Origin of the sequence: Microbacterium sp. (assembly GCF_017305435.1) — a bacterium.
Taxonomy (GTDB): domain Bacteria; phylum Actinomycetota; class Actinomycetes; order Actinomycetales; family Microbacteriaceae; genus Microbacterium.
Genome location: NZ_JAFKIP010000003.1, coordinates 350,399 through 376,281, shown reverse-complemented (window position 1 = coordinate 376,281; position 25,883 = coordinate 350,399). Strand labels below are relative to the sequence as shown.

The following is a 25,883-nucleotide window of genomic DNA, read 5'->3' as shown; positions in this document are numbered from 1 at the left end:
ACGGCACACGAAACGGCCCCAGCGATGCCGGGGCCGTTTCGCGTGTGCAGACTGCCGCGCCGCGGCGTCAGGCCCTGCCGCCGCGCACGACGCGCAGCAGGAACGCGATCAGCGCGATGACGCCGACGATCAGCGCGACCCACAGCAACCAGTTGAGGGCGGCGTTCATGCCGCCGACGATGGCGAGCACGATGGCCACGATGATGATGATCAGGAGGGCGATGTTCACGGGGGAACTCCTTTCGTTCGGGCGGCTCTTGTGAAGCGGCCCGGGGCTCCGGGGACGGCGGAGCCACCCCGACGCTACCGCCGTCGCTCTCACTTGCCGCCCCCCTTGCGGCGGGTGAGAGCGATGCGATAGGGCCGATGTATGCCGAGAAACGAGACCCCTGCCAGCATCAAGGATCCCGAGCTCTACGAGGAGCTCCGAGCGGAAGGCGCGTCGAAGCAGAAGGCGGCCCGCATCTCGAACGCCGCCGCCCGCGACGGTCGCTCGGCCGTCGGCCGCCGCGGCGGCGAATCTGGCTCGTACGAGGACTGGACCGTCGCCGCGCTGCGCGCCCGCGCCAAGGAGCTGGGTCTCCACGGCTACTCCGGCAAGCGGAAGGCCGAGCTCGTCGACATGCTGCGCGAGGACTGATGCCGAGGCTGAAGACCGTCCGCCCGGGCACCGACCTCGGCTACACGCGCACACGCTCGGGGAGCGGGTTCCGGTACACGGATGCCGACGGTGCGGCGCTGCCCGCCGCCGAGCGCGAACGCGTCGTCGCCCTCGTGATCCCGCCGGCATGGACGGACGTCTGGATCAGCGCGGCATCCGACGGTCACATCCAGGCGACGGGCGTCGACGAGGCGGGGCGACGCCAGTACGTGTATCACCCGGACTGGTCCGCGGGGCGCGACAAGGGCAAGTACGCCCGCGCGCTGCAGCTCGCCGCCTCGCTGCCGCACGCGCGCGCTCGGGTCACGGCGTCGCTGCGTCGCGACGACCTCGATCGCGAACGGGTGCTCGCGACGGCGTTCCGGCTGCTCGATCAGGCGGCACCGCGCGTCGGCAGTGCGAAGTACCTCACGCGTCACGGCAGCCGCGGCCTCACGACGCTCCGCCGCCGGGATGCCGCCGTCGACGGGGCGATCACGAGCCTGCGCTTCCGCGGCAAGAGCGGCAAGCGGCAGAGTCTCGACATCGACGACGCGGAGCTCGCCGTGGTCGTCGCGGGCCTCGCCTCGGGCCGCCCGGCGGCTCCCCTCCTCGCCTACATGCGCGGCCGGCGGCGGGTGCCGCTCACGCCGAAGGATGTCAACGCCTATGTGCGGGCGATGACCGGGGGGACGTTCACGGCCAAGGACTTCCGCACCCTCCGCGGCACGATCCTTGCCGCCGACGCGCTCGCACGGCTGGGTCCGCCCGGCTCGAAGCGCGATCGCAAGCACGCCGAGGTGTTGGCCGTGAAGGCCGCCTCCGACGCGCTCGGGAACACCCCCACCGTCGCGCGGGGCTCATACATCGACCCGCGGGTGTTCGCGAGGTACCGCCGCGGCGTCGTGCTCGACACGACCGTCTCGCCCGAGTCGGCGATCCGTGCGCTGATCCTCGGGTGAGCGGGCCCGCGCCCGGAATGTCGTCGCAGATGGTCGCAATCTCCCGCTGAGGCGACGATCTGCGCCGACATCTCCGCTGAGGCGGCGATCTCGTCGGGTAGCCTGCGGTCATGGCCCGCGCCGCATGGTTCTCACCTGTCGTGCTGATCCTCGTGATCTGCGGCGGGGCGGCCGGGGTCGCCGCGCGTGCGGCGCTGACCGTGCCGTTCTCGGCGGGCGCGCATCCCCTCCTCGTCCCCGCTCTCACCCTCGTCATCAACCTCGCGGGAGCGCTTCTGCTGGGTGTCGTCGTCGGGGCGCTCGACGACCGGCATCCCCGGTGGCGCTCGTTCCTCGGTACGGGTGTGCTGGGCGGATTCACGACGTACAGCGCCTTCGCGGTGCACGTCGTGACGATGGGAAGCTCCGCGCCGCTCGTCGGGCTCGTGCTCGCCGCCGTCACGATCTTCGGCGGCGCGCTCGCGGCCGCCGCAGGCCTCGGTCTCGGTCGGCGCATCGCCGGGCGGCCGGGCGAGATCGAATCCCCGGAGGAGGCCGAGTGAACGCGCTCGAGGTCACGGCCCTTCTCGTCGGCGGCGGACTGGGTGCGGGGGCGCGCTATCTGCTTGACGGCGCCATCATGCGCGGGCGCCGCGCCGCGTTCCCCCTCGGCATCCTCGTCGTGAACGTCCTCGGGTCCTTCCTGCTGGGGCTTCTCACCGGCATCCCCCACCTCGCCCTGGTCTGGCTCACCATCCTCGGCACGGGCGTCCTCGGCGGCTTCACGACGTTCAGCGCCGTCGCCGTCGAGACGGTGCTGCTCGCGCAGCGCGGGCGGCGCGACTGGGCGTGGGTGAACCTCGTCGGCACGCTCGTCGTGTGCGTCGTCGCGGCCGCGATCGGGTTCACGATCGGCGGACTCTTCCCCCGCTGACGGATGCCGCGATGACGGATGCCGTGTCGGCGTCAGCTCGTCGCGCCGGGGCCGATCGCTCGCACCTGGACGCCGAGGCGGCTCCGCCAGTCGCGGATGACCTGCTTCTGCGCGTCGTCGCACTCGACGCCGTAGCCGACGCTCACGTCCCAGTAGCTGGAGCCGCTGTCCCAGACGCGGCTGTCGAGGGTCCAGCCGTCGAGGAAGGTCAGCGCGAAGCAGTCGGCCATGGTCTCGGGGTCGCCACCGAAGGCATCCAGAGCCGTCTCCGTCGGCTCGGGGTTGGCGAACTGCAGCACGTGCGCGAACTCGTGGTACGCGACGCCGGTGCGGATCCGATCCGTCATGTACGGCTCCGCTTCGGCTGCGACGTCGACGTGCACGACGCGCGGGTCGAGCGCCCGCACGCACGCGATCGCGTCGGCGGTGCTGCAGACGTCGTCCAGCGACCAGCTCACGTACCCCTGGCCGAGCGCGTCGAGGGCGGCTTCGTACGCGCTGCCGGACGCGTTGACGGATGCCGCGGCCGCCGCCTCCGCGCGCTCCGCGGCGAGGCGCGCCCGTGCGTCCTCGACGGCGCGGATGCTCGTATCGAGACCCTCGACATCCCACCGACGACTCCACGCCTGCCAGGTCAGCGAGTCGTAGGAATCCCAGGGGATCACGGATGCCATCGGCATCCCGCGCATCCCCTCGACCTCGCCGAGGAGGCCTTCGACGGCGGCGCCGAACGCCTCCTTGCGGTCGATGAGCTCGCGCTGCTCGTCGAGCTGCTGACGCTGGTCCTCGATCTCGCGCTGCTGGTCGTCGATCGTCGCCCGGTCCTGCGTGCGCTCGACATACAGCCAGGCGGAGACCCCGACGACGGCGACGAGCAGGGCGCCGAGGATGCTGACGGCGACGATCCAGCCGACGGCCCGGCGCGGGGGCGCGGGCGGGGGGACGGGCGCGGGAGCATCGGCGACGACGGGATCTGACACGCGGACGCCCTTCCTCGAGGTGCCGCCAGCCTATCTCCGCCGTGGCAGGGGAATCCCTTCGCCGACGCATCGCATGCGAGAATGACCTCGATACATCCGTGTATCGAAGCGTCGAGCCGCCATCGGGCGGGAACGGCGCCGGAATCGCTTCCCTCAGCAAAGGTCCTCCGTGTCGAACCTCGCCGTCCTCAGCCTGAAGAACCGCGCCCTCATCGCGCTGATCACGATCGTCGCCGCGATCTTCGGCGGGCTCGCCCTGACGAACCTGAAGCAGGAACTCATCCCGTCGATCGAGTTCCCGCAGCTGTCGGTCGTCACGACATACCCGGGTGCGTCGCCGGAGGTCGTGAACAACGACGTGTCGACACCGATCGAGACAGCGATCCAGGGCATCCCCGGTCTCGAGTCCACGACGGCGACGAGCACGACGAACGCGTCGATCATCCAGGCGTCCTTCACCTACGGGACCGATCTCGCGACGGCCGAGCAGAAGATCCTGCAGGCGATCAACCGCATCAAGTCGACGCTGCCGGACGGCGTCGAGCCGAACGTCGTGTCGTTCTCGATCGACGACCTGCCGGTCATCTCGCTCGCCGTGACGGGCTACGACGACGCCGACACGATCCAGTCCCAGCTCGAGGCGAGCGTCATCCCCGATCTCGAGGACGTCAAGGGCGTGGCCGCGGCATCCATCGTCGGCGGCCAGGGCCAGCGGGTCACGATCACCCCCGATCAGGCGAAGCTCGCGGCGGCCGGGTTCTCGCAGACCGCCATCACCGATGCGCTCGACCAGAACGGCGTGCTGTTCCCCGGCGGGTCGGTGACCGAGGGCGAGCAGAACCTCACGGTGCAGACCGGCGCGAAGATCACGTCGGTCGATGAGATCGCGTCCCTCCCGCTCGTGCCGTCGAACGCCGAGCAGATCGCCGCGGGCACCCGCACGATCGGCGACGTCGCCACGGTCGCCCTCGCGAAGGACCCGGTGACCTCCATCTCGCGCGTGAACGGCGAGAGCGCGCTGACGATCTCGATCACGAAGCTCCCCGCGGCGAACACGGTCGACGTGAGCCGCGCCGTCACCGAGCTCCTGCCGAAGCTCCAGGACGCGATCGGCACCCAGGCCCAGTTCACCGTCGTCTTCGACCAGGCGCCGTTCATCGAGCAGTCGATCGAGTCGCTCGCGCAGGAGGGCCTGCTGGGCCTCGTCTTCGCCGTCCTCGTGATCTTCGTGTTCCTCCTGTCGGTGCGCTCGACGCTCGTCGCGGCGATCTCGATCCCGACGAGCGTGCTGATCACCTTCGTCGGCATCCAGGCGTTCGGCTACTCGCTGAACATCCTCACGCTCGGCGCCCTCACGATCGCGATCGGCCGCGTCGTCGACGACTCCATCGTCGTGATCGAGAACATCAAACGGCACTACGTGGGCGACGCCGACAAGGGCGACGCGATCCGCCTCGCGGTGCGCGAAGTGGCCGCCGCGATCACGGCATCCACGATCACGACCGTCGCCGTCTTCCTGCCGATCGCATTCGTCGGCGACATGACCGGCGAGCTCTTCCGTCCGTTCGCCCTCACCGTCACGATCGCGATGACCGCGTCGCTGTTCGTCGCGCTGACGATCGTGCCGGTGCTGGCGTACTGGTTCCTCAAGCCCGGCAAGGAGGTGCAGGATGCCGCGGGCAACCCGATCGACCCCGAGCACCCCGACGCGCCGCCGACGCGCCTGCAGAAGGGCTACCTCCCGATCCTGTCGTGGACGCTGAGGCACTCGTGGGTGACCCTCCTCGTCGCCGTGCTCGTCCTCGGCGGCACCCTCGCCGCCGCCCCCTTCATGAAGACGAACTTCCTCGGGGACAGCGGGCAGAACACGTTCACCGTGTCCCAGAGGCTCGCCCCGGCGGCGTCGCTGGATGCCGAGGACGCCGCCGCGCAGAAGGTCGAGCAGGCGATCCTCGGGGTCGAAGGCATCAAGACCGTGCAGACCTCGATCGGCTCGAGCGGTTCGGCGATCCGCGACGCGTTCGCCGGCGGCTCGTCGGGCATCACGTACTCGATCACGACCGAGACGTCCGCCGATCAGGAGAAGGTGCGCCAGGAGGTCGAGGACGCGACATCCGCCCTCGCCGACGTGGGCGACATCACGGTGTCGGCCGGCCAGGGCGGGTTCGCCTCGAGCAACGTCGAGATCGACGTCACCGCCCCCGCCGCCGACACGCTGCAGACGGCGACCGATGCCGTCGTCGCGGCCCTGCAGGGCAAGGACGGCATCGGCCAGGTCACGTCGAACCTCGCCGCCTCGCTGCCGTACGTCGCCGTGACGGTCGATCGCGCCAAGGCCGCGTCGCTCGGGCTCTCGGAGGTCACGGTCGGCGCGCTCGTCGCGAACACGATGCAGCCGCGCCAGGCCGGCACGGTCGAACTCGACGGCACCGCCGTCACGGTCTACCTGCAGGCGGCATCCGTCCCCGCGACGATCGACGAGCTGAAAGCGCTGCAGATCCCGACCGCGGCCGGTCCGCTGGCCCTCGACCAGGTCGCGACCGTGGCCGAGAGCCAGGGCCCGACCTCGATCACGACGCAGCGCGGGCAGCGCACCGCGACGGTCACGGTCACCCCGTCGACCGACAACCTCAACACGGCCAGCGCGACGGTGACGGCGGCGCTGAAGAACCTCGACCTGCCCACGGGCGCCGACGCCGAGATCGGCGGCGTGCTCACGCAGCAGCAGGATGCCTTCGGTCAGCTCGGCCTCGCGATGCTCGCCGCGATCCTCATCGTGTACATCGTGATGGTCGCGACGTTCAAGTCGCTGCGCCAGCCGCTGCTGCTGCTCGTGTCGGTGCCGTTCGCGGCGACGGGCGCGATCCTGCTGCAGATCGCGACGGGCGTGCCGCTCGGTGTGGCATCCCTCATCGGCGTGCTCATGCTCATCGGCATCGTCGTGACGAACGCGATCGTGCTGGTCGACCTCGTGAACCAGTACCGCGAGAAGGGGTTGTCGGCGCATGACGCCGTCGTCGCCGGCGGCTCGCGACGCCTCCGCCCGATCCTCATGACGGCGCTCGCGACGATCTTCGCCCTCACTCCGATGGCTCTCGGCATCACGGGCCACGGCGGGTTCATCTCGCAGCCGCTCGCGATCGTCGTGATCGGCGGGCTCATCTCGTCGACGGTCCTGACGCTGCTCGTCCTGCCGACGCTGTACAACCTCGTCGAGGGGGCGCGCGAGCGTCGGGCCGCTCGGCGCGAGGATCGTGAGGGGATCGACCTCACGCCCGTCGACACGACCGACCTGCACCCGCGCCGCGCGCTGCGCGAGCAGCACGAGGGCTGATCGGCGACACGCTGCCGGTGCGGTGATTCAGACCTGCAGCGGCTCGGGCTGGTCGGCGACGCCCATGAACCGGATGAACACCGCGAGCCATCCGAAGATCAGCGCGAACACGATGATCTCGAACGCCGTGAGCCCGAAGTAGCCGACCGCGAACAGCACGATCGACACGACGAGCGCCGCGAGGAACGCCCACGACGAGAGGAAGTAGGCGCGCGGCATCCGCCGCACGATCCACGGTCCGCCGACGAGCAGCAGCAGGAACATGAGCGCCATGCCGGATGCCGACAGGTTGTGCAGCAGCATGTTGACGTCCACGGGGAAGATCCCGACGCACGCGAGCATGACGCCCATGACGGCGAGGGCCGTCGTGACGATGCGCGTGCCGCGGGGAGACTCGCCGAGCGCGGCCAGGTCGTGGCCGACGTACAGGGTGAAGGTCGTCACGAGCAGCCCGCCGGCGATGAGCGTGCCGTTGAAGAGGAAGCTCGACAGGTCGTTGAAGGTGCCGAGCTGGCTGAAGTGGTACTCCCACCACTTCGGGTCGCTCGTCGTCAGCATCGCGGAGACCGTGCCGATCGCGATGAACGCCACGAGGAGGCTCGTGAGGCGCTGCGTCGTCATCCGCGACGCCGACAAGTAGGCGAGCCAGGCGGCCATGCCGGCGGTCACCGCGAGGAGGACGGTCGTCCAGAACGCGTTCAGCTCGACGCCGATGAACGAGCGCGCGAGCACGGCGAAGATCGCGATCGTCGCGATGGCCGCGAGCGAGACGTGCGCGATGACGACGGATGCCGTCGACAGCGCGTACCGCCAGTTTGCGATCTCGCGGCGCCACTCCTGCCCGTCGGTGGTCCGCGCCCGCCAGTAGCCGACGGCCGAGCTCACCGCCGCCGCCGCGGCGGCGGCACCGCCGGCCCACACTGCGAAGCTCGCCGGCCCCCACAGATTCGCCGTCGCGTGCACGAGCCCGAGCCCGAGTCCGAGCGCGCCGCCCGCGATGCCCGCGATCATCGCGGCGAGGATCGCCTCGGATTCGGCGCGGAGAGTGGCGTGCGGGGCGGCCGATTCGGTCGAAGTCGCGGGCATGGGGTCAGTGTAGGGCCGGCGCGGAGGGCGGAAGTCACCCCCGTGCGTGGCGGCGGGCTGGGCGGAGGGAGTCTCCCAGACTCGCCCGGTAGACTCGTGCGGTCGGCTCTGGACGCCGCGCGTGTGCGCGGATGGGTTCGTGAGTGCTTTGTGAGTCAGGGGCCGATGGTGAGCGCCGATCGGCGCGCATGAACCATCACTGAATGGCCCCGGCCGATGAACGCCCGGGCAGCCCGCCTCGCTCCTCTCCGCTGTCGCGGATCTCGCTGCATGGGTGGGTGCTGTTCTCGTGCAAGCAACCCAGAAGGACACCCGATGCCCAAGAACAAGAAGCCCGCCGGCGGGAGCCGCGCGCAGAGTTTCGAGCCGCGTTACGGCGCGAAGAAGACCTCCTACCAGGACGCCAAGCGTCGCCCGGGCCAGTCGTCCGCCGGCACGCCCGGCTCGAAGAGCCCGAATCACCGCGGCTATCGGCCGGAGGCGTCCACCGACGCCGGTGCTCCCGCCAAGAAGCAGCGCTGGAACGCGCAGGAGCGCGCGGGGCGCGACGAGGCCCGCGGCATCCGTTCGCACTCCGCCGGGCGCGAGGACCGTCCGCGTCGGGATGACCGGCCTGCGCGGTCGTACGACGATCGTCCTGCCCGGTCGTACGACGACCGCCCCGCTCGGTCGTACGACGACCGCCCCCGCCGGGATGCTCGGCCGGCGCGTGACGATGCGCGTGCACAAAACTCCTCCGATTCGGGACGGGAGCGCCCGAACCGGCGTGATTTCGGCCAGAACGGCTCGGATCGCCGGAGTTCCGACCGTCCCGCCCGCTCGTACGACGACCGTCCCCGCGGCGAGCGTCAGCCACGCGACGACCGTCGGACCTTCGGCGACGCCCGCCCGTCGTTCCGCGACGACCGCCCCCGCCGCGCCGTCGACGACCGTCCGCGCCGCGATGACCACCGGTACGGCGACCGGCGTGTGCAGAACTCCTTCGATCCGGGCTCGGAACGCCCGAATCGGCGTGATTCCGGCCAGAACGGCGCGGATCGGAGGAGTTATGACCGCCCCGCCCGCGATGACCGTCCCCGTCGGGACGACCGCCCGACCCGGTCGTACGACGACCGCCCGCGTCGGGACGCCCGCCCGGCCAGGTCGTACGACGACCGTCCCCGTCGGGACGACCGCCCGGCCTATGCCGGGAACCGCTCGGATTGGCACGCCGACGCGAAGGATGCCGCGAAGCGCAAGGCCTACGAGGAGCACGCCGACACCGTGCACGAGAAGCTCCAGGCCGAGGCCATCCAGGCCGAAGAGGTCGCGGGCGTGACGTTCGGCGCCCTGGGGCTCGGCGACAACATCGTCCGCGCGCTCGAGGGACTCGGGGCGGCTTCGCCGTTCCCGATCCAGGCAGCGACCATCGCGCCGATCCTCGAGGGCAAGGACGTCCTCGCGCGGGGACGCACCGGATCGGGCAAGACGATCGCGTTCGGCGCTCCGCTGGTCGAATCGATCCTGCGCAGCCAGGCGGGCAAGCGTCGCGAGTTCGGCCGCAGCCCGAAGGCGCTGATCCTCGCCCCGACGCGTGAGCTCGCCCTGCAGATCGACCGCACGATCCAGCCGATCGCACGGAGCGTGGGCCTCTTCACGACGCAGGTGTACGGCGGTGTGCCGCAGGCGCGCCAGGTCGGCGCGCTCAAGAAGGGCGTCGACATCGTGATCGGCACACCGGGCCGCATTGAAGACCTGCAGGAGCAGGGCAAGCTCGATCTCTCGGAGATCCGCATCGTCGTTCTCGACGAAGCCGACCACATGTCGGAGCTCGGCTTCCTCGAGCCGATGCAGCGCCTTCTGCGCCTCGTGCCGGCGGAGGCGCAGAAGCTCCTCTTCTCCGCGACGCTCGACCGCGAGGTCGCCGCGCTCGTCGACGAGTTCCTCGTCGAGCCGGCCGTCTACGAGGTCGCCGGTGAGGACCAGGATTCCGGCACGATCGACCATCGCGTGCTCGTCATCGACCATCGCGACAAGGCCGAGATCCTCACGAGCCTCGTCGACCGCAGCGGCAAGACGCTCGTCTTCGCCCGCACCCGCGCGTACGCCGAGATGCTCGCCGAGCAGTTCGACGACGCCGGCATCAAGGCGGTCGCGCTGCACGGCGACCTCAACCAGGCCAAGCGCACGCGCAACCTCGAGCGGCTGACCTCGGGGCGGGTCGATGTGCTGGTGGCGACGGATGTCGCGGCGCGCGGCATCCACGTCGACGACATCGATCTGGTGATCCAGGCGGATGCCCCCGACGAGTACAAGACGTACCTGCACCGGTCGGGCCGTACCGGGCGGGCCGGGCGCAGCGGCACGGTCGTGACCCTCATCACCCGCCAGCGTCGCCGCCGCATGACCGAGATGCTCGATCGGGCCGAGATCGACGCGCCCTTCGAGGATGCCCGCCCGGGAGACGACCTCATCGAGGAACTGGCCGGACGTCAGGTGGTCCCCGCGTAGCGCCCCTGCCCGCGAGAACACACAACAGCACCGTTCCCGACTGGGATCGGTGCTGTTGTGCGTTCTCGGGCGTGGGGGAACACTGATCGTGTCGGATGCCGGGAGGACAATCGGACCGTGATCGAGATCCGCCTGCGCCCGTGGCGCGACGATGACCTGCCGCTCCTCGTCGCCGCGAATGCGCCCGAGATGACGGCACACCTGGGCGGCCCCGAAGCGCCGGATGCCGTCGTGGCCCGCCATGAGAAGTACCTCCGGCTGGTGCGCGATCCTGCCTACGGCGTGCAGGCGATCGAGTCTGGCGGTGTCGGTGTCGGCGTGGGCGGGGTGAACTGGTGGCCGTCTGAGTGGGAGGGTGCTCCGGTCACCGAGATGGGATGGTTCGTCGTGCCGGATGCCCAGGGCCAGGGCATCGCCGCGCGCGCCGTGGCCCTCGCGATCGCGGATGCTCGCGCGCGTGCCGGGCACCGCACGCTGGTGGCGTTTCCCGCGGTGGACAACCTCCCGTCGAGCCGCCTGTGCGCGGCATCCGGGTTCCTCCGCCGCGGTGAGGCCAAGCTCCCCTACCGGGACACGGTTTTGCGCGTCGGGGTCTGGGCGCAGGACCTCGACGGCTGAGCCCCCGACCGTCAGAACAGCCGGGCCTCGCCCGCCCCGGCACCCACCTTCGCTCGACCCGTCGTCCGGACGGGCCCCGGGCGCGGCGGCCGGCTCTCGACGTCCTCCTCGGCGCCTCCGGTGAGCCGGTGCCGGCGCAGGAGCGGGCGGACGCGCGCGACGAGTTCCTTGCGGTAGCCGTCCGGCGCGTAGGCGGATGCCCCGGGGTACAGCCCGCGGTACAGCGGCACGAGCTCGGGTCGGGTACGGGAGAGCCAGTCCCAGAACCACTCCTTCGCACCGGGCCGCAGATGCAGCGCGCCGAACACGACCCGGGCCGCCCCCGCGGCGCGGATACGGGCGAGGGCGTCGTCCACTGCCCGCGTCGAGTCGGTGAGGTGAGGCAGGATCGGCATCAGGAACACCGTCACGCGGAACCCGGCATCGGCGGCCGCCCGCACCGTCGCGAGCCGCGCCGCGGACGTGGGTGTGCCCGGCTCGAGGGACTGCTGCAGCGCGTCGTCGAAGACCGCGATCGACATCGCGATCGAGACGGGGACGGATGCCGCGGCATCCGTCAGCATCGGCAGGTCGCGGCGGAGGAGCGTGCCCTTCGTCAGGATCGAGAACGGGGTTCCGCTGTCGGTGAGGGCCGCGATGATCCCGGGCATGAGCGCGTAGCGCCCCTCGGCACGCTGGTAGGGGTCGGTGTTCGTGCCGAGCGCGACCGGTTCACGGGCCCAGGTCGGCTTCGCGAGCTCGCGTCGCAGCACGTCGCCGACGTTCGTCTTCACGATGATCTGCTGATCGAAGTCCTGGCCCGCGTCGAGATCCAGGTAGGTGTGCGTGTTGCGGGCGAAGCAATAGGCGCACGCATGAGTGCAGCCCCGATACGGGTTGACCGTCCAGTCGAACGGCATCGCCGACCCGCGTGGCACATGGTTCAGCGCCGACTTCGCGCGCACCTCGTGGAAGGTCATCCCCTGGAAGGCGGGTGTGCGGACCGAGCGCACGAGTGCACCCAACGCCTCGAGACCCGGGAGCGCCGCAGCGTCCGTCTGTTCGAGAGTCTGTCCGTGCCACCGCATACGATCAGTGGAACAGAGATTCGAAAATCGCGCAAGGGGGTGCTTCGTGAAGATGGAGAGATGATCGCTCTCGGCGAGGTCACGGCTGCGCACGTCAGAATGGGTGGGTGATCCCTCCCGAGCCGTTGCCGTCTCGACGCGCGCTCCGCGCCGAGCGCGAGCGTGCCGATGCGGATGCCGCGGCGACGCCGGGGGCGGAGCCGAGCGCGCGCACAGCCGCGCAGGCCGTGTCCGCGGGAGCCGCGGCGGGCGCCCTCGCGGACGGCACCCGCCGAGCGCGCGTCGCCCGGCCGCGCACGCGGCTGCTCGTCATCGCCGCCGCGGCGATCCTGCTCATCGCCGCCGTCGCGGCAGCGGTCGCCCTCGGCGGGCGCGGCGGGTCGACCACGGCGGATGCCACGCAGCAGACGCGCGTGGACCCCGTTCCCGCGGTGACCTCCCTGCCCGTGCCCGCGCAGTCCGCGGCGACCGTCGTGGCGGCGGGGTGCGACGACCCCGCGGTGTCGACGGCGTTGGCCCAGGGGTCGGATGCCGACGTGATCGCCGCCTTGGGCGGCGCGACCGCCTTCCGCGACCTCGTGGCCACGGGGTCGGCGCCGTGCGTGAACCTCGCCGATCCCGTGCGGGAGTGGGTCGTCGTCAACAAGCAGCGTCCCCTGAGCCCGCTCGAATGGGAGCCCGACACCGTCGTCGCCCCTGCCGACATGCAGCGCACCGTCGACGGGCGGCTGCGCCCTGCCGCGGCCGATGCCCTGACGGCGCTGGTCGCCGCCGCGCAGGCCGAGGGCGTCGGCGCGATCGGCCTCAACAGCGCCTTCCGGTCGTTCGACTCGCAGACACGCACCTACAACGGCTACGTGAACTCGCTCGGGCGGGAGTCCGCCGACCTGCAGAGCGCCCGCCCCGGCTTCAGTGAGCACCAGACGGGTCTCGCGACGGACGTCGCAGCCTGCGACGGCGGCTGCGGGGCGATCGAGTCGTTCGGCGGCACGGCGCAGGGCGCCTGGGTCGCCGCGAACGCGTGGCGGTTCGGCTTCATCGTGCGCTACGAGGACGGCTACACGGCCATCACCGGGTACCAGGCCGAGCCTTGGCATCTGCGCTACATCGGCCCGGAGCTCGCGCAGGTGTATCACGACGGCGGATTCCACACCCTCGAGGACTTCTTCGGCCTTCCTCCCGCGCCCGACTACGTCGACTGACAGCCCGCGACCGGATGCCACGACCGGTGAAACCCAGTACCATGGATGCCGGGACATCGTCCCCCCACGTCAGGCTCGACGACGAGACACGGAAGGCAGGCGCAGCATGGAGCGCAACATCTACGACGAGGACCACGAGGCGTTCCGCGACGTCGTCAAGGAGTTCGTGAAGCGCTACGCCACCGAGGAGAAGCGCAAGCAGTGGGAGGCCGACGGCGAGGTCGACCGCGCCACGATGCGCGCCGCCGGGGACGCCGGCATCATCGGCCTCTCCGTTCCCGAGGAGTTCGGCGGCGCGGGCATGCTGCAGGACTACCGCTTCCGCGCGATCGTGCTCGAAGAGGTGATCGGCGCGGGTCAGGGGTCGCTCGCCGGCGCCCTCGGCATCCAAGACGACCTCGCCGTTCCCTACATCGTGCACATGGGCACGCAGGAGCAGAAGGAGAAGTGGCTGCCGGGCATGGCGACCGGCGAGATCCTCGGCGCCCTCGCGATGACCGAACCCGGCGCCGGCAGCGACCTGCGGGGCATCAAGACGACGGCGAAGAAGGTCGACGGCGGCTACCTCGTCAACGGCGCGAAGACCTTCATCTCCTCCGGCAAGACCGCCGATATCGTCGTCACCTTCGTCAAGACCGGCGAGGGGAATCGCCCGGATGCCTTCAGCCTGCTGATCCTCGAAGACGGGATGGAGGGGTTCGATCACTCGAAGAAGCTCGAGAAGATGGGCTTCCACGGCTGGGACACCGCCGAGCTCAGTTTCACCGATGTGTTCGTGCCCGAGGCGAACCTCATCGGCGGCAAAGAGGGCCTCGGCTTCATCCAGCTCATGATGAACCTGCCCCTCGAGCGCCTGTCGATCGGGGTCGCCGCGGCTGCCGCCGGCGAGGCTGCCTTCGCCTGGACGCGCGACTACGTCATCAGCCGCGAGGCGTTCGGCGAGCGGATCGCCGACTTCCAGAACACCCGCTTCCGTCTCGCCGACATGGCGACGACGGTCGACGTCATGTGGGCCTACATCGACCGCGCGATGGAGCTCTACGCGGACGAGAAGCTGACGGCGGAGGAGGCGGCGAAGGTCAAGTTCTGGGCGACCGACCGCGAGGCGGAGCTCCTCGACATCGGCGTCCAGCTGCACGGCGGCTACGGCTACATCACCGAGTACCCGATCGCCCGCGCCTACCTCGACGCCCGCGTCCACCGCATCTACGGCGGCACGAACGAGATCATGCGCGACCTCGTCTCGCGCCAGATCGTCGGCAAGCGCTGACCCGCTGACCCGCTGACCCGCGCCGCGCGCACCGCCTGCACCGCCGCCCGCGTCTCGAAAGCAGGCTGGATCGAGCGGGTCGGGCGCCGCGAGGCGCGGAACGGTCGGTTCAGCCTGCTTTCGCGACGCCCGGAACCTCGGCGGGTCGCCGGCGGGCGAGTCGGGCGACCCCGGCCGCGCGCAGGCGGTCGGCGATCACGATCGCGAGGAACGTCCCCGCGACGCAGGATGCCGCGCACAGCGCGATGAACCCCACGACGAGACCGGGCGCCATCGCCCACAGGTCGAACGACTGCGCCGCGAGCAGCGGGTAGGAGACACCCATCGCGAGCGCTCCCGCATAGTGCAGCCACGTGCTCCAGCGCCGGTACAGCGTCACGAGGAACGGCAGCTCGGGGAAGAACGACCAGAACAGCGTCGTCAGGATCGCGCTCGCGGTGTAGAACGGTGCGAGCACGAGGCCGGAGATGAGGCCGACGAGCAGGCCCGCGAACGGGCGCTGCAGGAGCCGCAGCGCGATCACAGCGGGCATGACCCAGAGCCCCGCGATCGCGACCGAGGCGAAGGGCACCGTCGCGAAGAGGGCGACGGAGAGCCACCATCCGACCGCCAGGACGATTCCTCCCGCGACGCCGATCGCGGCGCATGTGAGCAGACACGCCGTCGTGACCTTGCCCATCAGCGGCCTCCCGCCGGCTGCGCCTGCTCGGACTTCGGGGCGGGAGATGCGGCGCCCACCCGCCAGTACCCGATGAAGCTGATCTGGTCCTTGCCGAGCCCCTGGGCGACGAGGTGCCGCCGTCCCGCGGTCGGCAGTGACTGCTCGCCGACGATGAAGGCGTGGGTGTCGGATGCCGGGGCCGGCAGCTTCTCGAGCTCCGCGAGCGCGAGCGATCCGGGCTTCTGCGCGGCATCCCGCACCAGCCACCTCACCTCGATGCCGGCGGGGGCGTCGAACGGCAGGACGTCCTCGGCGGACGGCGCCTCGACCAGCGCGATGCCCGTCGCAGACGACGGCAGCGAGGCGCAGATGCCCGCCACGGCGGGCGCTCCCGTCTCATCCGCCACGAGCAGCAGGTTCTCGACACCCCGGGCGGGGTTGAAACGCAGCCCCTCGTCGATGATGACGACGGACTCGCCCGGGGCGGCGGCATCCGCCCACCGCGAGGCGGGCCCGGCGGTGGGCCCCGAGCCGTGCAGCACGAAGTCGACGTCGATCTCGGGCCCTCCCGACTCGCCGACTACACGGTGCGCGCGCACCGTGTAGTTGCGCATCACGGGGCGCACGCCGTCGGGGATGCGCAGGTACTTGAGATACCCGAAGATCTTGTTGGCCTTCGCGGGGATGCGCTCGAGGCCCTCGTCGCCGCCGTCGCCCGAGTGGGGGAGGAAGAGGCGGAACCACTGGTCGTAGCCGAGCGCGGTGAAGCGTGCGATGTCGCCGCCGCCGAGGGTGATGCGCATCCAGTGCGGGCTGAGCCGCTCGGTGCGCAGCACCTCGAGGCGCAGCAGCTCCTGCGACGTGGGGGCGACGAGCGCGGAGATCCGAGCCATGCGAGGGTCCTTTCGAGGGGGAAGGGGCGCCGGGGGCGGGGACAGCGCCCGCTACAGGGTCCAGGGGAAGAGGGCGACGAGGATGCCGGCGCTCAGGATCCAGAACAGGGCGACGAACACGGTGTCCCGAACGCGCCACGGCACGAGGTGGCGCTCGGTGCGGTCGGGGTGGGCGCCGAAGGCGCGGGCGTCCATCGCGAGCGCGACCCGCTCGGCGTGCCGGATCGCACCGGCCAGGAGCGGCACGATGTAGCCCCACCAGCGCGCGAGCGCCGCGAACGGGCCGCGCCCGCCGTGCGCCCCGCGCACGCGATGCGCCTGCCGGATGACGTCGAGCTCGTACCCGAAGCGCGGCACGAACCGGAAGGCGGCGAGGGCCGTGTAGCCGATCCGGTACGGCACCCGCAGCTGCTGCACCGTCGCGCGCACGAGATCGGGACCGTTCGTCGTGAGGCCGGCGAGGAGGGCGAGGCTCACGATCGCCGCGAGCCGCACGCCGGTCGCCATTCCCACCGCGAGGGCTCCGCCGTACAGCGACCAGCCCCCGATCTGCAGCACCGTCACGGACGTGTCGACACGGGAGGCATCCGTCCACACCGACATGCCGAGGCCGAGGACGAGCGCCGCGCCGGGGATCGCGACCGCCAGCACGAGCGCGATGCGCGCCGTGAGCCGGGCGCCCGCGAGGAGGACGAGGTACGCGATCACGAGGAAGGCGAGGGGCGTCGCGAGGTCGCGCACGAAGACGAGGAGGAGCATCGCGGGCAGCGGCGCGAGGAGCTTCGCGAGCGGGTTCAGCGCGTAGAGGAACCGGCCGGGCGCCTCGACGCGGGCGTAGGGATCGAAGGTCGCAGTGGTCACGGTGCGGCCTCCGGGGTGACGGTCGGCGCCGGGGTGACGGTCGGCGCCGCGGTGGCGGTGGGATCGGGGTTCGGCAGGTCGGCGAGGCGCGTGACGCCCGCGAGCTGCGGGTGCCGCGTCATCCCCGAGAACGCCCGGCGCAGCGGCGGCTGCCGCAGCCCCGCCGTCCGCAGGAAGGCGTCGTCGGCGAACACGTCGTGCGTCGCGGCATCCCGCAGGATCCGTCCGTCGCCGACGACGATCGTGCGGTCGGCGTACTCCGTGACCAGCTGCATGTCGTGGGTGACGACGAGCACCGTCGTGCCCTCTCGGCGCAGGCTGTCGAGGAGGCTCAGGAGCTCGTCGGCGCGCGCGCGGTCCTGACCGAAGGTCGGCTCGTCGAGCGCGAGGACGGGCGCGCCCGTGACGAGCGCCGTGCCGACCGACAGCCGTCGCTTCTGCCCGCCGGAGAGGAGGAACGGGTGCACGTCGGCCTTGCCGTCGAGCCCGAACCGGCGCAGCACGTCGGTCGCGCGGGCGCGCACCGCCTCGTCGGGCACGTGCTGCTGACGCAGGCCGTGGGCGAGCTCGTCGAAGACCGTATGCGCGATGAACTGGTGCTCGGGGTTCTGGAACACGAACCCGATCCGTCGCGACAGCGTGCGCAGATCGGTGCGGGCGATGTCGGTGCCCGCGACCGTGACCTGCCCGCGCGGGATGGGCACGACCCCGGCGATCGACTGCAGCAGGGTGGTCTTGCCCGCGCCGTTGGCACCGACGATCGCGACGAACTCGCCCGCGTGGACGTCGAGGTCGACGCCGTGCAGGATCTCGGCCCTGCCGCGGTGCGTCCGCAGGCCTCTCACCCGGATCAGCGGTTCGGAAAGCAGGCTGGATCGACTGTCGGCACCGGCCGCAGGGGCAGAAGTCTCGATCCGCCCTGCTTTTCGGACGGAAACGGTCGCGGACGAGGGGGCACCCGCCGCCTCGAGCGCAGAGCGCAGCTCGTCGGGGTCGATCGGGAGCGGATCGAGGGCCCACCCCGCCGCGCGCAGGCGCAGTGCCGCGAGCGTCGCGACCGGCAGCCAGACTCCCATCGCATGCAGCTCCTCCGCGCGGCCGCGCAGCACCTCGTCGACCGTGCCGTCGGCGTGCGTGCGACCGTCGTGGTCGAGCACGACGACGCGATCGGTGATGCGGGCGGCGGCGTCGAGGTTGTGCTCGATCAGCACGATCGCGCGGTCGCCCGCGGCGACGAGCTCCTCGAGCGCGGCGTAGACCTCCTCGATGCCCTGCGGGTCGAGGTTCGCGGTCGGCTCGTCGAGCACGAGCAGCGGCGACCCCATCGCGAGCGCGCAGGCGATCGCGAGGCGCTGCCGCCCGCCCCCCGAGAGCCGGTCGGGGTTCTCGGAGCGACGGTCCCACAGCCCGACGCGGCGCAGGGCGTCTTCGCTGCGGGAGAGGACCTCGTCCACCGGCATCCGCAGATTCTCCGGGCCGAACGCGACCTCATCGAGGAGAGTGCCGGTCACGAGCTGGGCGTCGGGATCCTGGAAGACCATGCCGACGCGCGTCGACAGCGTCGCGACCGGAGTGTGCTGTGTGTCGAGTCCGTCGACGAGCACCGTGCCGGAGAGGGACGCGGGGACGGCGTGCGGGATGAGTCCGTTGAGCGCGAGGGCGAGTGTGGACTTGCCGGCGCCGCTCGGTCCGAGGAGCAGCACGACCTCGCCGCGCGCGACCGAGAAGCTCGCCGCAGCCGGCGTCGGCGTCGCCGCGCCTTCGTGGCTGATGCCGACACCGCGCACCGCGAGGAGGAGCGGTGCGGTGTCGCCGGGCTGCCGGACGGTCGCCGCTCCGGAGACGGTCGAGGCCACGGGTGTCCCAGCTGATCGGAGGAAGGGGTCGGGGACAGCTTAGGCGACCCTAACCTGCACAGCCAACCTCGGGCCCGTCCCACTTCGGGCGCACAATGTCCCACAAACGGCTGTTTCCGCGCCCCGAAAGCAACCACAAGTGGGACACGGTGGGCTGCCGCGCGGCTGGACCGGGTCAGCGCCCGCCGGTGGTGCGTGCGACCCCCGCGCGTCGCAACGAGGCGCCGATGCCGAGCCCGACGGCCGTCCATGCGACGGGGCCGAGGACCGACAGCGCGAGGTACGCGATCTGCGCCCACAGCGGCAGCACGCTCATGTGCGCCGCGAAGAAGACGACGACCGCCACCAGCACGCCGATGACGACCGCCGAGATGAAGAAGCGCCAGGCGCCCCAGGAGCGGTACCGCGTGAGTGCGGCGACGCCTTCCTGGATGCCGCCGAACAGCAGCGCCGTCCCGATGAACCGCCCCGCCCAGGCCGGGTTGAAGGCGCTGGCGACGATCGCCGCCATGACGTGCGACAGCACGGCGACGAGCGGCAGGCGGAGCACTTCCTGCGCGATGATGCCCGGCAGCACGTGCGCACCCAGCAGCAGCCCGTACGCGAACGGGATCGCCGCGAGGACGACGGGGGTCAGCAGGCCTGCGATCCCGCCGACGATGCCCGTGGCGACACCGATCGCCGCGCACACGAGGAGAACGCGCGTCGTCAGGATCGGGTTCCGGGCCACGGGTCCAGCGTACCGGCGCATGCGGGCGCGCCGGCCGTGAAAAACAGCGATCGTGCAGACGGGTGCTCAGCGGCCGGGTGACGGACGGCGACGCTGAGTGAGCCGGACGGCGGGGAGCGGCGGCGCGGGGATGCGCTCGGCGCCGTGGCCCGTGACGTGACCGAATCGTTCGAGGGCGCGCGCGGGATCCTCCCAGGCATCCCGCGCCGCCACGATCTCCTCGTGCGTGCGCCCGACGAAGTTCCACCACATGACGATGTCGGCCTCGAACGGCTCGCCGCCGAGGAGGAACAGCGTCGTCTCACGCTCGGCGCGCACCTCGATCGTCCCGCGTCCGACCCCGAGGTAGAGCAGGCTCTGGTCGGCGAGCGGTGTGGATGCCTCGGCATCCGTCGCGACCTCCGGAGCCCCGCTCACGCCGACGAGGGCGTACTCCCACGCCGGATCCAGCGGCAGCGAGACGGATGCCGCGGCAGGAACATGCACCTCGACGCCCGCGATCGGCGTGTACATCGTCGCGGGGGAGGACGCGCCGGCGAACGCGCCGACGACGACGGTCGCCCGGGCGCCGCCGCCGAGGTCGACGACGGGGAGGTCCTCGTGCCGCTCGAACGCCGGCGCGCCGTGCCGGCGCGACTCCGGGAGGGCGACCCACAGCTGCAGTGCGTCGAGGGGGACGGCGTCGTCGCCGACCGAGTACTCCGAGTGGGCGATGCCGGCACCGCTCGTCATGAGGTTGAGTGCGCCGCGGCGCACGATGACGTCGCTGCCGAGCACGTCGCGGTGGCGCACGTCGCCCACGAACGGCCAGGTGACGGTCTGCAGCCCGATGTGAGGATGCGGCTCGACGCGCATCTTCGCGGTCTGCGGCCCGAATCGGTCGAGGAAGCACCAGGCGCCGACCATCGGGAGCGGCCGTTGCGGGAGGCTCCGATGCACCGACATCCCGCGGACGCCGCCCAGCGGCACGTCGCGCGCCTCCAGCAGCAGCGCGCGCGGCCCGTCGCAGACCACGGGCGTCTCGGTCTCGAGAGGCCCGCTGTCCAGGCGCGTCATCGTCGGTCCGTCATCCGCGGCCGATGCCCTCGTCGGACGGTCCGCGCTCGATGGTCGGCGCGTGCTCGGCGACCTCGACATCGCGCTCGCGCCAGTGGATCTTCAACCCCGGCACCTCGTGCTTCTGCAGGTACGTGACGACGAACGGGCACACCGGCACGACCGTCTCGCCGCGGTCGGCGGCATCCTCCATCGCGGCCCGGACGAGCGTCGTGGCGAGGCCGCGGCCGCTGAAGGCCGGGTCGACCTCGGTGTGCGGGAAGACGAGGCGGCCGCGCGCATCCGGGGCGAACTCGGTGAACCCCGCGACCGTGCCGTCGACGACGATCTCGTACCGCTCGGCCGCATCGTTGCGCACGACCTCGATGTCGCCGTCGTTCCGGGTCTCGTCAGTCATGCTGCCTCCTTCGTCGGGGATGCCTCCACGCTATCCCGGCCCGCCGTTCGGCGCACGGGCGGGGCGGGCGGGCAGCGGGTGGGGCAGACTCGAGGGGTGAGTTCGTCGCTGCCGCTGATCGAGGCCGTACCGCCGGGGGCGTCGGCGGATGCCGCGTACGATGGCTTCGTCCGCTGGGCGGGCGGGCGCGGGCTCGAGCTGTACCCCGCGCAGGACGAGGCCGTCATGGAGCTCGTGTCGGGAGCGCACGTGATCCTGTCCACTCCGACGGGGACGGGGAAGTCGCTCGTCGCCATCGCGGCGCACGCCGCGTGCCTGGCATCCGGGGGTCGCTCCTATTACACGGCCCCGATCAAAGCGCTCGTGAGCGAGAAGTTCTTCGCGCTCGTCGAGATCTTCGGCGCCGCGAACGTCGGCATGGTCACGGGCGACTCGTCGGTGAACCCGGACGCGCCGATCATCTGCTGCACGGCCGAGATCCTCGCGAACGTCGCGCTGCGCCAGGGGGCGGATGCCTCGGTCGACCAGGTCGTGATGGACGAGTTCCACTTCTACGGAGACCCCGAGCGAGGCTGGGCGTGGCAGGTGCCGCTGCTCCTGCTGAACCGCGCGCAGTTCCTCCTCATGTCCGCGACGCTCGGAGATGTGTCGGCGATCGCCGACGACCTCGCCCGCCGCACCGGCCGCGCCGTCGCGGAGGTCACGGGGGTGGAACGCCCCGTGCCGCTGCACTTCTCCTACGAGCGACGTCCCGTGCACGAAGTGCTGACGATGCTCCTCGACGAGCGCGAAGTGCCCGTCTACATCGTGCACTTCGCGCAGGCGGCGGCCCTCGAGCGGGCGCAGGCCCTGGCATCCCTCTCGCTCACGACGCGCGCGCAGCGCGACGAGATCGCCGAGGCGATCGGCGCATTCCGCTTCACGACGGGGTTCGGCAAGACGCTGTCGCGGCTCGTACGTGCCGGGATCGGCGTGCACCACGCGGGCATGCTGCCGCGCTACCGACGGCTCGTCGAGACGCTCGCGCAGCGGGGACTGCTGAAGGTCATCTGCGGCACCGACACGCTCGGCGTGGGCATCAACGTGCCGATCCGCACGGTCGTGATCACGGCGCTCAGCAAGTACGACGGCACGAAGATGCGCCAGCTCACGGCGCGCGAGTTCCACCAGGTCGCGGGCCGCGCCGGCCGGGCCGGGTACGACCCGTACGGCAATGTGATCGTGATGGCGCCCGAGTGGGAGATCGAGAACGCCGTCGCGCTGGCGAAGGCCGGCGATGATGCGGCCAAGCGCAAGAAGATCGTACGGAAGAAGGCGCCGACGGGGGTCGTCAACTGGGGCGAGGGGTCGTCAGAGCGCCTCATCGCCGCGCCGCCGGAACCCCTCGTGCCGCAGCTGAAGCTGACCGCGGCGATGATGATCAACGTCATCGGCCGCGGCGGCGACGTGTTCGGGAACGTCCGCTCGCTCGTGTTCGACAACCACGAGCCCCGTGCGCGGAGGTACGCCCTCGCGCGTCGGGCGATCGCGATCTTCCGCACGCTGGTGGACGCCGGGATCGTCGAGATCGTCCGCGACGGTGCGGGGCCCGCACACATCCGGCTCACGATCGACCTGCAGCCGAACTTCGCCCTTAACCAGCCCCTGTCGCCGTTCGCGCTCGCCGCGATCGGGCTGCTGTCGCCCGACGATCCCGGCGACGACGTGCAGAACTCCTTCGAATCGGACCCCAGTACCGCGGAATGCCCCGAACCGGGCGAATCCGGCGCGGATCGAAGGAGTTCCGCACGCGCGACCGTCGGCACGGGCCAGTACGCCCTCGACGTCGTGAGCATCATCGAGGCGACCCTCGACGATCCGCGCGCGATCCTGTCGCAGCAGGAGTTCAAGGCGCGGGGAGAGGCGGTCGCCGCGATGAAGCGCGACGGCATCGAGTACGACGAGCGGATGGCGCTGCTCGAGGCGATCTCCTACCCGAAGCCCCTCGACGAGCTTCTCGCGCAGTCGTACGAGGTCTTCGCGTCGAGTCAGCCGTGGGTGCGCGACTTCGCGCTGAGCCCGAAATCGGTCGTCCGCGACATGTTCGAGCGGGCGATGTCGTTCGCCGAGTACGTGTCGTTCTACCAGCTGCAGCGCAGCGAGGGCCTCGTGCTGCGGTACCTGTCGGACGCCTATCGCGCGATCCGTCAGACCGTGCCCGCCGAAGCGCGCACGGACGAGCTCATGGACATCATCGAGTGGCTCGGCGAGCTCGTCCGCCAGGTCGACTCGAGTCTCGTCGACGAATGGTCGGCGCTCGTGGACGGCGCCGCGCACCTCCCCGAGGACGACGCCCCCGTCGTCCCACCGGCACCGCCATCGATCCTCGCGAACCGTCGCGCCTTCACGGTCCTCGTTCGCAACGAACTGTTCCGCCGCGTCCAGCTCGCCGCCATGCAGGACGACGACGCGCTCGTCGCCCTCGACCCCGACGCCCGCTGGCCGGAGGCTCTGGATGCCTACTACGACGAGCACGACGAGATCCTGACCGGCGGGCCCGCCCGCTCGCCCCGGCTGTGCGCGATCGACGAGTCCGCCGCCGCGAGCGGGGTCTGGCGCGTCGAGCAGACGATCGACGACCCGGCCGGCGACCACGACTGGCGGATCCGTGCGGAGGTCGACCTCGAGGCATCCGTCGACGAAGGTGCGGCGATCGTCCGCGTCCTCGAGGTGGTGCGACTGTAGGCGGAGTGTCCACAGCCCGCTCCGGATGTCGGGCGGCGCGGTTAGCCTGGGGGAGTGAGCTCGCAGACCCTCGGTGACCCGTACGACGATCCGTACGCGGATGTCCCGTGGGATGTCGACGCGCTGACGCCGCCGGACGACGACGAGACCGCCCCGCCGCCCGAGTTCGACGGCTACGCGGGCGCGCTCGCGCGGGCGACGATCGCCTCATCGCGCGAGACCGGCACGCCCCGGCAGCCCGGAGCAGCGCCCGCGGCATCCCCCGTCTCCGTCCCGGCCCGTGCTCGCCTCGGCCGCGATCGCACGGGCGAAGACGCGCGCGCCGTCCTGAAGGACGTGTTCGGCTACGACGACTTCCGCGGCGACCAGGCCGCGATCGTCGATCAGGTCGTCTCCGGCGGGGACGCGCTCGTCCTGATGCCGACCGGTGGCGGCAAGTCGATCACGTACCAGATCCCCGCGCTCGTGCGCCCCGGTACGGGGCTCGTCGTGAGCCCCCTGATCGCCCTGATGCACGATCAGGTCGACGCCCTCATCGCGAACGGCGTCAATGCCGCCTACCTGAACTCGACCCAGTCCTCCGCCGAGCGGGCGAGCGTCGAGCAGGCCTACCTCGCGGGCGACCTCGACCTCCTCTACGTGGCGCCCGAGCGGCTGAGCGGCGCGGCGACGACCACGCTCCTGCAGCGCGGCACGCTGAGCGTCATCGCGATCGACGAGGCCCACTGCGTCAGCCAGTGGGGCCACGACTTCCGCCCCGACTATCTCGCGCTCGGCGACCTCGCGGAGCGCTTCCCGGGTGTCCCGCGCATGGCGCTCACCGCGACGGCGACGCGCGCGACGCACAAGGAGATCACCGAGCGCCTCGACCTGCCGGACGCGCGTCACTTCGTCGCGAGCTTCGACCGCCCGAACATCCAGTACCGCATCGAGCCCAAGGTCGACCCGCGCCGCCAGCTCCTGCAGTTCATCCGGGCGCAGCCGACCGGGTCGGCGGGCATCGTCTACGCTCTCAGCCGCAAGTCGGTCGAGCAGACGGCCGAGTACCTGCGCACGCAGGGTATCGACGCGCTCCCGTATCACGCGGGGTTGGATGCCGGGGTCCGGGCCCGCAACCAGGGCCGCTTCCTCCGTGAGGACGGCGTCGTGATGGTCGCCACGATCGCGTTCGGCATGGGCATCGACAAGCCCGACGTGCGTTTCGTCGCGCACATCGACCTGCCGAAGTCGGTCGAGGGGTACTACCAGGAGACCGGCCGCGCCGGTCGCGACGGCGAGCCCTCGGTGGCGTGGATGGCGTACGGCCTGGGGGATGTCGTCCAGCAGCGGCGTCTCATCGACCAGTCACCGGGTGAGCGCGCATACAAGCAGCGCCTCGGCCAGCACCTCGACGCGATGCTCGCGCTCTGTGAGACGGTGGCGTGCCGCCGGCAGAACCTCCTCGCGTACTTCGGGCAGGAGTCGGGGCCCTGCGGCAACTGCGACACGTGTCTCACGCCGGCCGACACCTTCGACGGGCTGGTTCCCGCGCAGAAGCTCCTCTCCACGATCATCCGCCTGCAGCGCGAGCGGAATCAGGCTTTCGGGGCGGGTCACCTCATCGACATCCTGCGGGGGGCCTCGACCGAGCGCATCCGCCAGCAGAAGCACGATGCCCTCTCCACCTACGGCCTCGGTGCCGACCTCAGCGATCAGGACTGGCGCAGCGTCATCCGGCAGCTGCTGGCCGGCGGCATCGTCGCCGCGCAGGGCGACTACGGCGTCCTCGTCCCGGGGGAGCGGGCGGGTGACGTGCTGCGCGGCGAGGCCGCGGTGCCGCTCCGCCGTGACGTGCTGGGACGCTCGGGGGGAGCGTCGCGGGTGCGGAAGGCCGCGGCATCCGACACCCTCGTCGACGGGGATCGCGACCTGTTCGAGGCGCTGCGCGCGTGGCGGGCGGGCATCGCGAAGGAGCAGGGCGTCCCGGCGTACATCGTGTTCGGGGATGCCACGCTCCGCGCCCTCGCCGAGCAGCGCCCCGCTTCGATGGTGGACCTCGACGGCATCACCGGCATCGGTGCGAAGAAGCGCGAGGCGTACGGCGAGTCCGTCCTCGAGGTGATCGCCGCCGCAGTCTAGAAACCTAGTGCTGTTCGGTTTACGA

The 25,883-nt window shown here is 71.3% G+C and carries 22 protein-coding genes; 11 read left to right on the top strand and 11 right to left on the bottom strand.

What is annotated here, in order from left to right; translation table 11 throughout:
- Positions 1-67 precede the first annotated feature (67 nt).
- The gene (locus J0I43_RS05105) at positions 68-229 is read right to left on the bottom strand and encodes a hypothetical protein (RefSeq protein WP_292860039.1); all 162 of its coding nucleotides are present in this window, start codon (positions 227-229) and stop codon (positions 68-70) included.
- Between the two features lie 141 nt (positions 230-370).
- Here J0I43_RS05105 and J0I43_RS05100 point away from each other — a divergent pair, with 141 nt between their 5' ends.
- The 4 genes from J0I43_RS05100 to crcB all read left to right on the top strand — a co-directional run bounded on the left by J0I43_RS05100 (position 371) and on the right by crcB (position 2,515).
- On the top strand, positions 371-640 hold the full coding sequence (locus J0I43_RS05100; protein ID WP_292860036.1) for a Rho termination factor N-terminal domain-containing protein: 270 nt from the start codon (positions 371-373) through the stop codon (positions 638-640).
- A complete protein-coding gene (locus J0I43_RS05095; protein WP_292860034.1) occupies positions 640-1,602 on the top strand; it encodes a DNA topoisomerase IB in 963 nt (320 codons plus the stop codon). The genes J0I43_RS05100 and J0I43_RS05095 overlap by 1 nt, the downstream gene beginning before the upstream one ends.
- A gap of 110 nt (positions 1,603-1,712) precedes the next feature.
- Entirely contained in the window at positions 1,713-2,144 is a 432-nt protein-coding gene (locus J0I43_RS05090; RefSeq protein WP_292860031.1) for a CrcB family protein, read from the top strand.
- Positions 2,141-2,515, top strand: a complete 375-nt coding sequence (crcB, locus tag J0I43_RS05085; RefSeq protein ID WP_292860028.1) for a fluoride efflux transporter CrcB — start codon at positions 2,141-2,143, stop codon at positions 2,513-2,515. Before J0I43_RS05090 ends, crcB begins: the two co-directional genes overlap by 4 nt.
- Positions 2,516-2,547: 32 nt before the next feature.
- Here crcB and J0I43_RS05080 read toward each other — a convergent pair whose 3' ends face one another.
- Positions 2,548-3,495 carry a hypothetical protein gene (locus J0I43_RS05080; protein WP_292860025.1) on the bottom strand — a complete coding sequence of 316 codons (948 nt, stop codon included), beginning with the start codon at positions 3,493-3,495 and terminating at the stop codon, positions 2,548-2,550.
- A gap of 169 nt (positions 3,496-3,664) precedes the next feature.
- Here J0I43_RS05080 and J0I43_RS05075 point away from each other — a divergent pair, with 169 nt between their 5' ends.
- Entirely contained in the window at positions 3,665-6,829 is a 3,165-nt protein-coding gene (locus J0I43_RS05075) for an efflux RND transporter permease subunit (protein ID WP_292860023.1), read from the top strand.
- A 27-nt stretch (positions 6,830-6,856) separates the two neighbouring features.
- Here the strand turns inward: J0I43_RS05075 and J0I43_RS05070 are convergent, their stop codons facing one another.
- Positions 6,857-7,915: a DUF998 domain-containing protein gene (locus tag J0I43_RS05070; protein ID WP_292860020.1), complete on the bottom strand. Its 1,059-nt coding sequence runs from the start codon at positions 7,913-7,915 to the stop codon at positions 6,857-6,859.
- A 315-nt stretch (positions 7,916-8,230) separates the two neighbouring features.
- Here J0I43_RS05070 and J0I43_RS05065 point away from each other — a divergent pair, with 315 nt between their 5' ends.
- Both J0I43_RS05065 and J0I43_RS05060 read left to right on the top strand, forming a co-directional pair.
- The gene (locus tag J0I43_RS05065; protein WP_292860017.1) at positions 8,231-10,405 is read left to right on the top strand and encodes a DEAD/DEAH box helicase; all 2,175 of its coding nucleotides are present in this window, start codon (positions 8,231-8,233) and stop codon (positions 10,403-10,405) included.
- A gap of 117 nt (positions 10,406-10,522) precedes the next feature.
- Positions 10,523-11,023 carry a GNAT family N-acetyltransferase gene (locus J0I43_RS05060; protein WP_292860014.1) on the top strand — a complete coding sequence of 167 codons (501 nt, stop codon included), beginning with the start codon at positions 10,523-10,525 and terminating at the stop codon, positions 11,021-11,023.
- An 11-nt stretch (positions 11,024-11,034) separates the two neighbouring features.
- Here the strand turns inward: J0I43_RS05060 and J0I43_RS05055 are convergent, their stop codons facing one another.
- The gene (locus J0I43_RS05055; protein WP_292860011.1) at positions 11,035-12,090 is read right to left on the bottom strand and encodes an Rv2578c family radical SAM protein; all 1,056 of its coding nucleotides are present in this window, start codon (positions 12,088-12,090) and stop codon (positions 11,035-11,037) included.
- Between the two features lie 107 nt (positions 12,091-12,197).
- On the opposite strand from J0I43_RS05055, the gene J0I43_RS05050 reads away from it, so the two are divergent.
- Together J0I43_RS05050 and J0I43_RS05045 are read left to right on the top strand one after the other, a co-directional pair.
- Positions 12,198-13,292 (top strand): M15 family metallopeptidase, encoded by a 1,095-nt coding sequence (locus tag J0I43_RS05050; RefSeq protein WP_292860008.1) that lies wholly within the window; start codon positions 12,198-12,200, stop codon positions 13,290-13,292.
- A gap of 106 nt (positions 13,293-13,398) precedes the next feature.
- Positions 13,399-14,562 (top strand): acyl-CoA dehydrogenase family protein, encoded by a 1,164-nt coding sequence (locus J0I43_RS05045; RefSeq protein ID WP_292860005.1) that lies wholly within the window; start codon positions 13,399-13,401, stop codon positions 14,560-14,562.
- A gap of 109 nt (positions 14,563-14,671) precedes the next feature.
- On the opposite strand, the gene J0I43_RS05040 is transcribed toward J0I43_RS05045, so the two are convergent.
- The 7 genes from J0I43_RS05040 to J0I43_RS05010 all read right to left on the bottom strand — a co-directional run bounded on the left by J0I43_RS05040 (position 14,672) and on the right by J0I43_RS05010 (position 21,016).
- Positions 14,672-15,241: an ECF transporter S component gene (locus J0I43_RS05040; RefSeq protein WP_292860002.1), complete on the bottom strand. Its 570-nt coding sequence runs from the start codon at positions 15,239-15,241 to the stop codon at positions 14,672-14,674.
- A complete protein-coding gene (locus J0I43_RS05035) occupies positions 15,241-16,116 on the bottom strand; it encodes a siderophore-interacting protein (protein ID WP_292859999.1) in 876 nt (291 codons plus the stop codon). Before J0I43_RS05035 ends, J0I43_RS05040 begins: the two co-directional genes overlap by 1 nt.
- 51 nt (positions 16,117-16,167) lie before the next feature.
- Entirely contained in the window at positions 16,168-16,977 is an 810-nt protein-coding gene (locus tag J0I43_RS05030; RefSeq protein ID WP_292859996.1) for an energy-coupling factor transporter transmembrane protein EcfT, read from the bottom strand.
- On the bottom strand, positions 16,974-18,833 hold the full coding sequence (locus tag J0I43_RS05025) for an ABC transporter ATP-binding protein (RefSeq protein WP_292859993.1): 1,860 nt from the start codon (positions 18,831-18,833) through the stop codon (positions 16,974-16,976). The genes J0I43_RS05030 and J0I43_RS05025 overlap by 4 nt, the downstream gene beginning before the upstream one ends.
- 175 nt (positions 18,834-19,008) lie before the next feature.
- Entirely contained in the window at positions 19,009-19,563 is a 555-nt protein-coding gene (locus J0I43_RS05020; protein ID WP_292859990.1) for an ECF transporter S component, read from the bottom strand.
- Between the two features lie 66 nt (positions 19,564-19,629).
- On the bottom strand, positions 19,630-20,619 hold the full coding sequence (locus J0I43_RS05015) for a pirin family protein (protein ID WP_292859987.1): 990 nt from the start codon (positions 20,617-20,619) through the stop codon (positions 19,630-19,632).
- Positions 20,620-20,629: 10 nt separating this feature from the next.
- The gene (locus J0I43_RS05010) at positions 20,630-21,016 is read right to left on the bottom strand and encodes a GNAT family N-acetyltransferase (RefSeq protein WP_292859984.1); all 387 of its coding nucleotides are present in this window, start codon (positions 21,014-21,016) and stop codon (positions 20,630-20,632) included.
- A gap of 96 nt (positions 21,017-21,112) precedes the next feature.
- Between J0I43_RS05010 and J0I43_RS05005 the strand changes: the two genes are divergently transcribed.
- Entirely contained in the window at positions 21,113-23,740 is a 2,628-nt protein-coding gene (locus J0I43_RS05005; protein WP_292859981.1) for an RNA helicase, read from the top strand.
- 54 nt (positions 23,741-23,794) lie between these two features.
- The gene (gene recQ, locus J0I43_RS05000; RefSeq protein WP_292859978.1) at positions 23,795-25,858 is read left to right on the top strand and encodes a DNA helicase RecQ; all 2,064 of its coding nucleotides are present in this window, start codon (positions 23,795-23,797) and stop codon (positions 25,856-25,858) included.
- The last annotated feature ends 25 nt before the right edge of the window (positions 25,859-25,883 follow it).

Coding starts and splice junctions, on each gene's coding strand:
- J0I43_RS05035 (WP_292859999.1), bottom strand. CDS start 16,116: ATGGCTCGGATCTCCGCGCTCGTCGCCCCCACGTCGCAGGAGCTGCTG.
- J0I43_RS05090 (WP_292860031.1), top strand. CDS start 1,713: ATGGCCCGCGCCGCATGGTTCTCACCTGTCGTGCTGATCCTCGTGATC.
- J0I43_RS05040 (WP_292860002.1), bottom strand. CDS start 15,241: ATGGGCAAGGTCACGACGGCGTGTCTGCTCACATGCGCCGCGATCGGC.
- J0I43_RS05055 (WP_292860011.1), bottom strand. CDS start 12,090: ATGCGGTGGCACGGACAGACTCTCGAACAGACGGACGCTGCGGCGCTC.
- J0I43_RS05100 (WP_292860036.1), top strand. CDS start 371: ATGCCGAGAAACGAGACCCCTGCCAGCATCAAGGATCCCGAGCTCTAC.
- J0I43_RS05015 (WP_292859987.1), bottom strand. CDS start 20,619: ATGACGCGCCTGGACAGCGGGCCTCTCGAGACCGAGACGCCCGTGGTC.
- J0I43_RS05065 (WP_292860017.1), top strand. CDS start 8,231: ATGCCCAAGAACAAGAAGCCCGCCGGCGGGAGCCGCGCGCAGAGTTTC.
- J0I43_RS05010 (WP_292859984.1), bottom strand. CDS start 21,016: ATGACTGACGAGACCCGGAACGACGGCGACATCGAGGTCGTGCGCAAC.
- J0I43_RS05045 (WP_292860005.1), top strand. CDS start 13,399: ATGGAGCGCAACATCTACGACGAGGACCACGAGGCGTTCCGCGACGTC.
- J0I43_RS05070 (WP_292860020.1), bottom strand. CDS start 7,915: ATGCCCGCGACTTCGACCGAATCGGCCGCCCCGCACGCCACTCTCCGC.
- J0I43_RS05095 (WP_292860034.1), top strand. CDS start 640: ATGCCGAGGCTGAAGACCGTCCGCCCGGGCACCGACCTCGGCTACACG.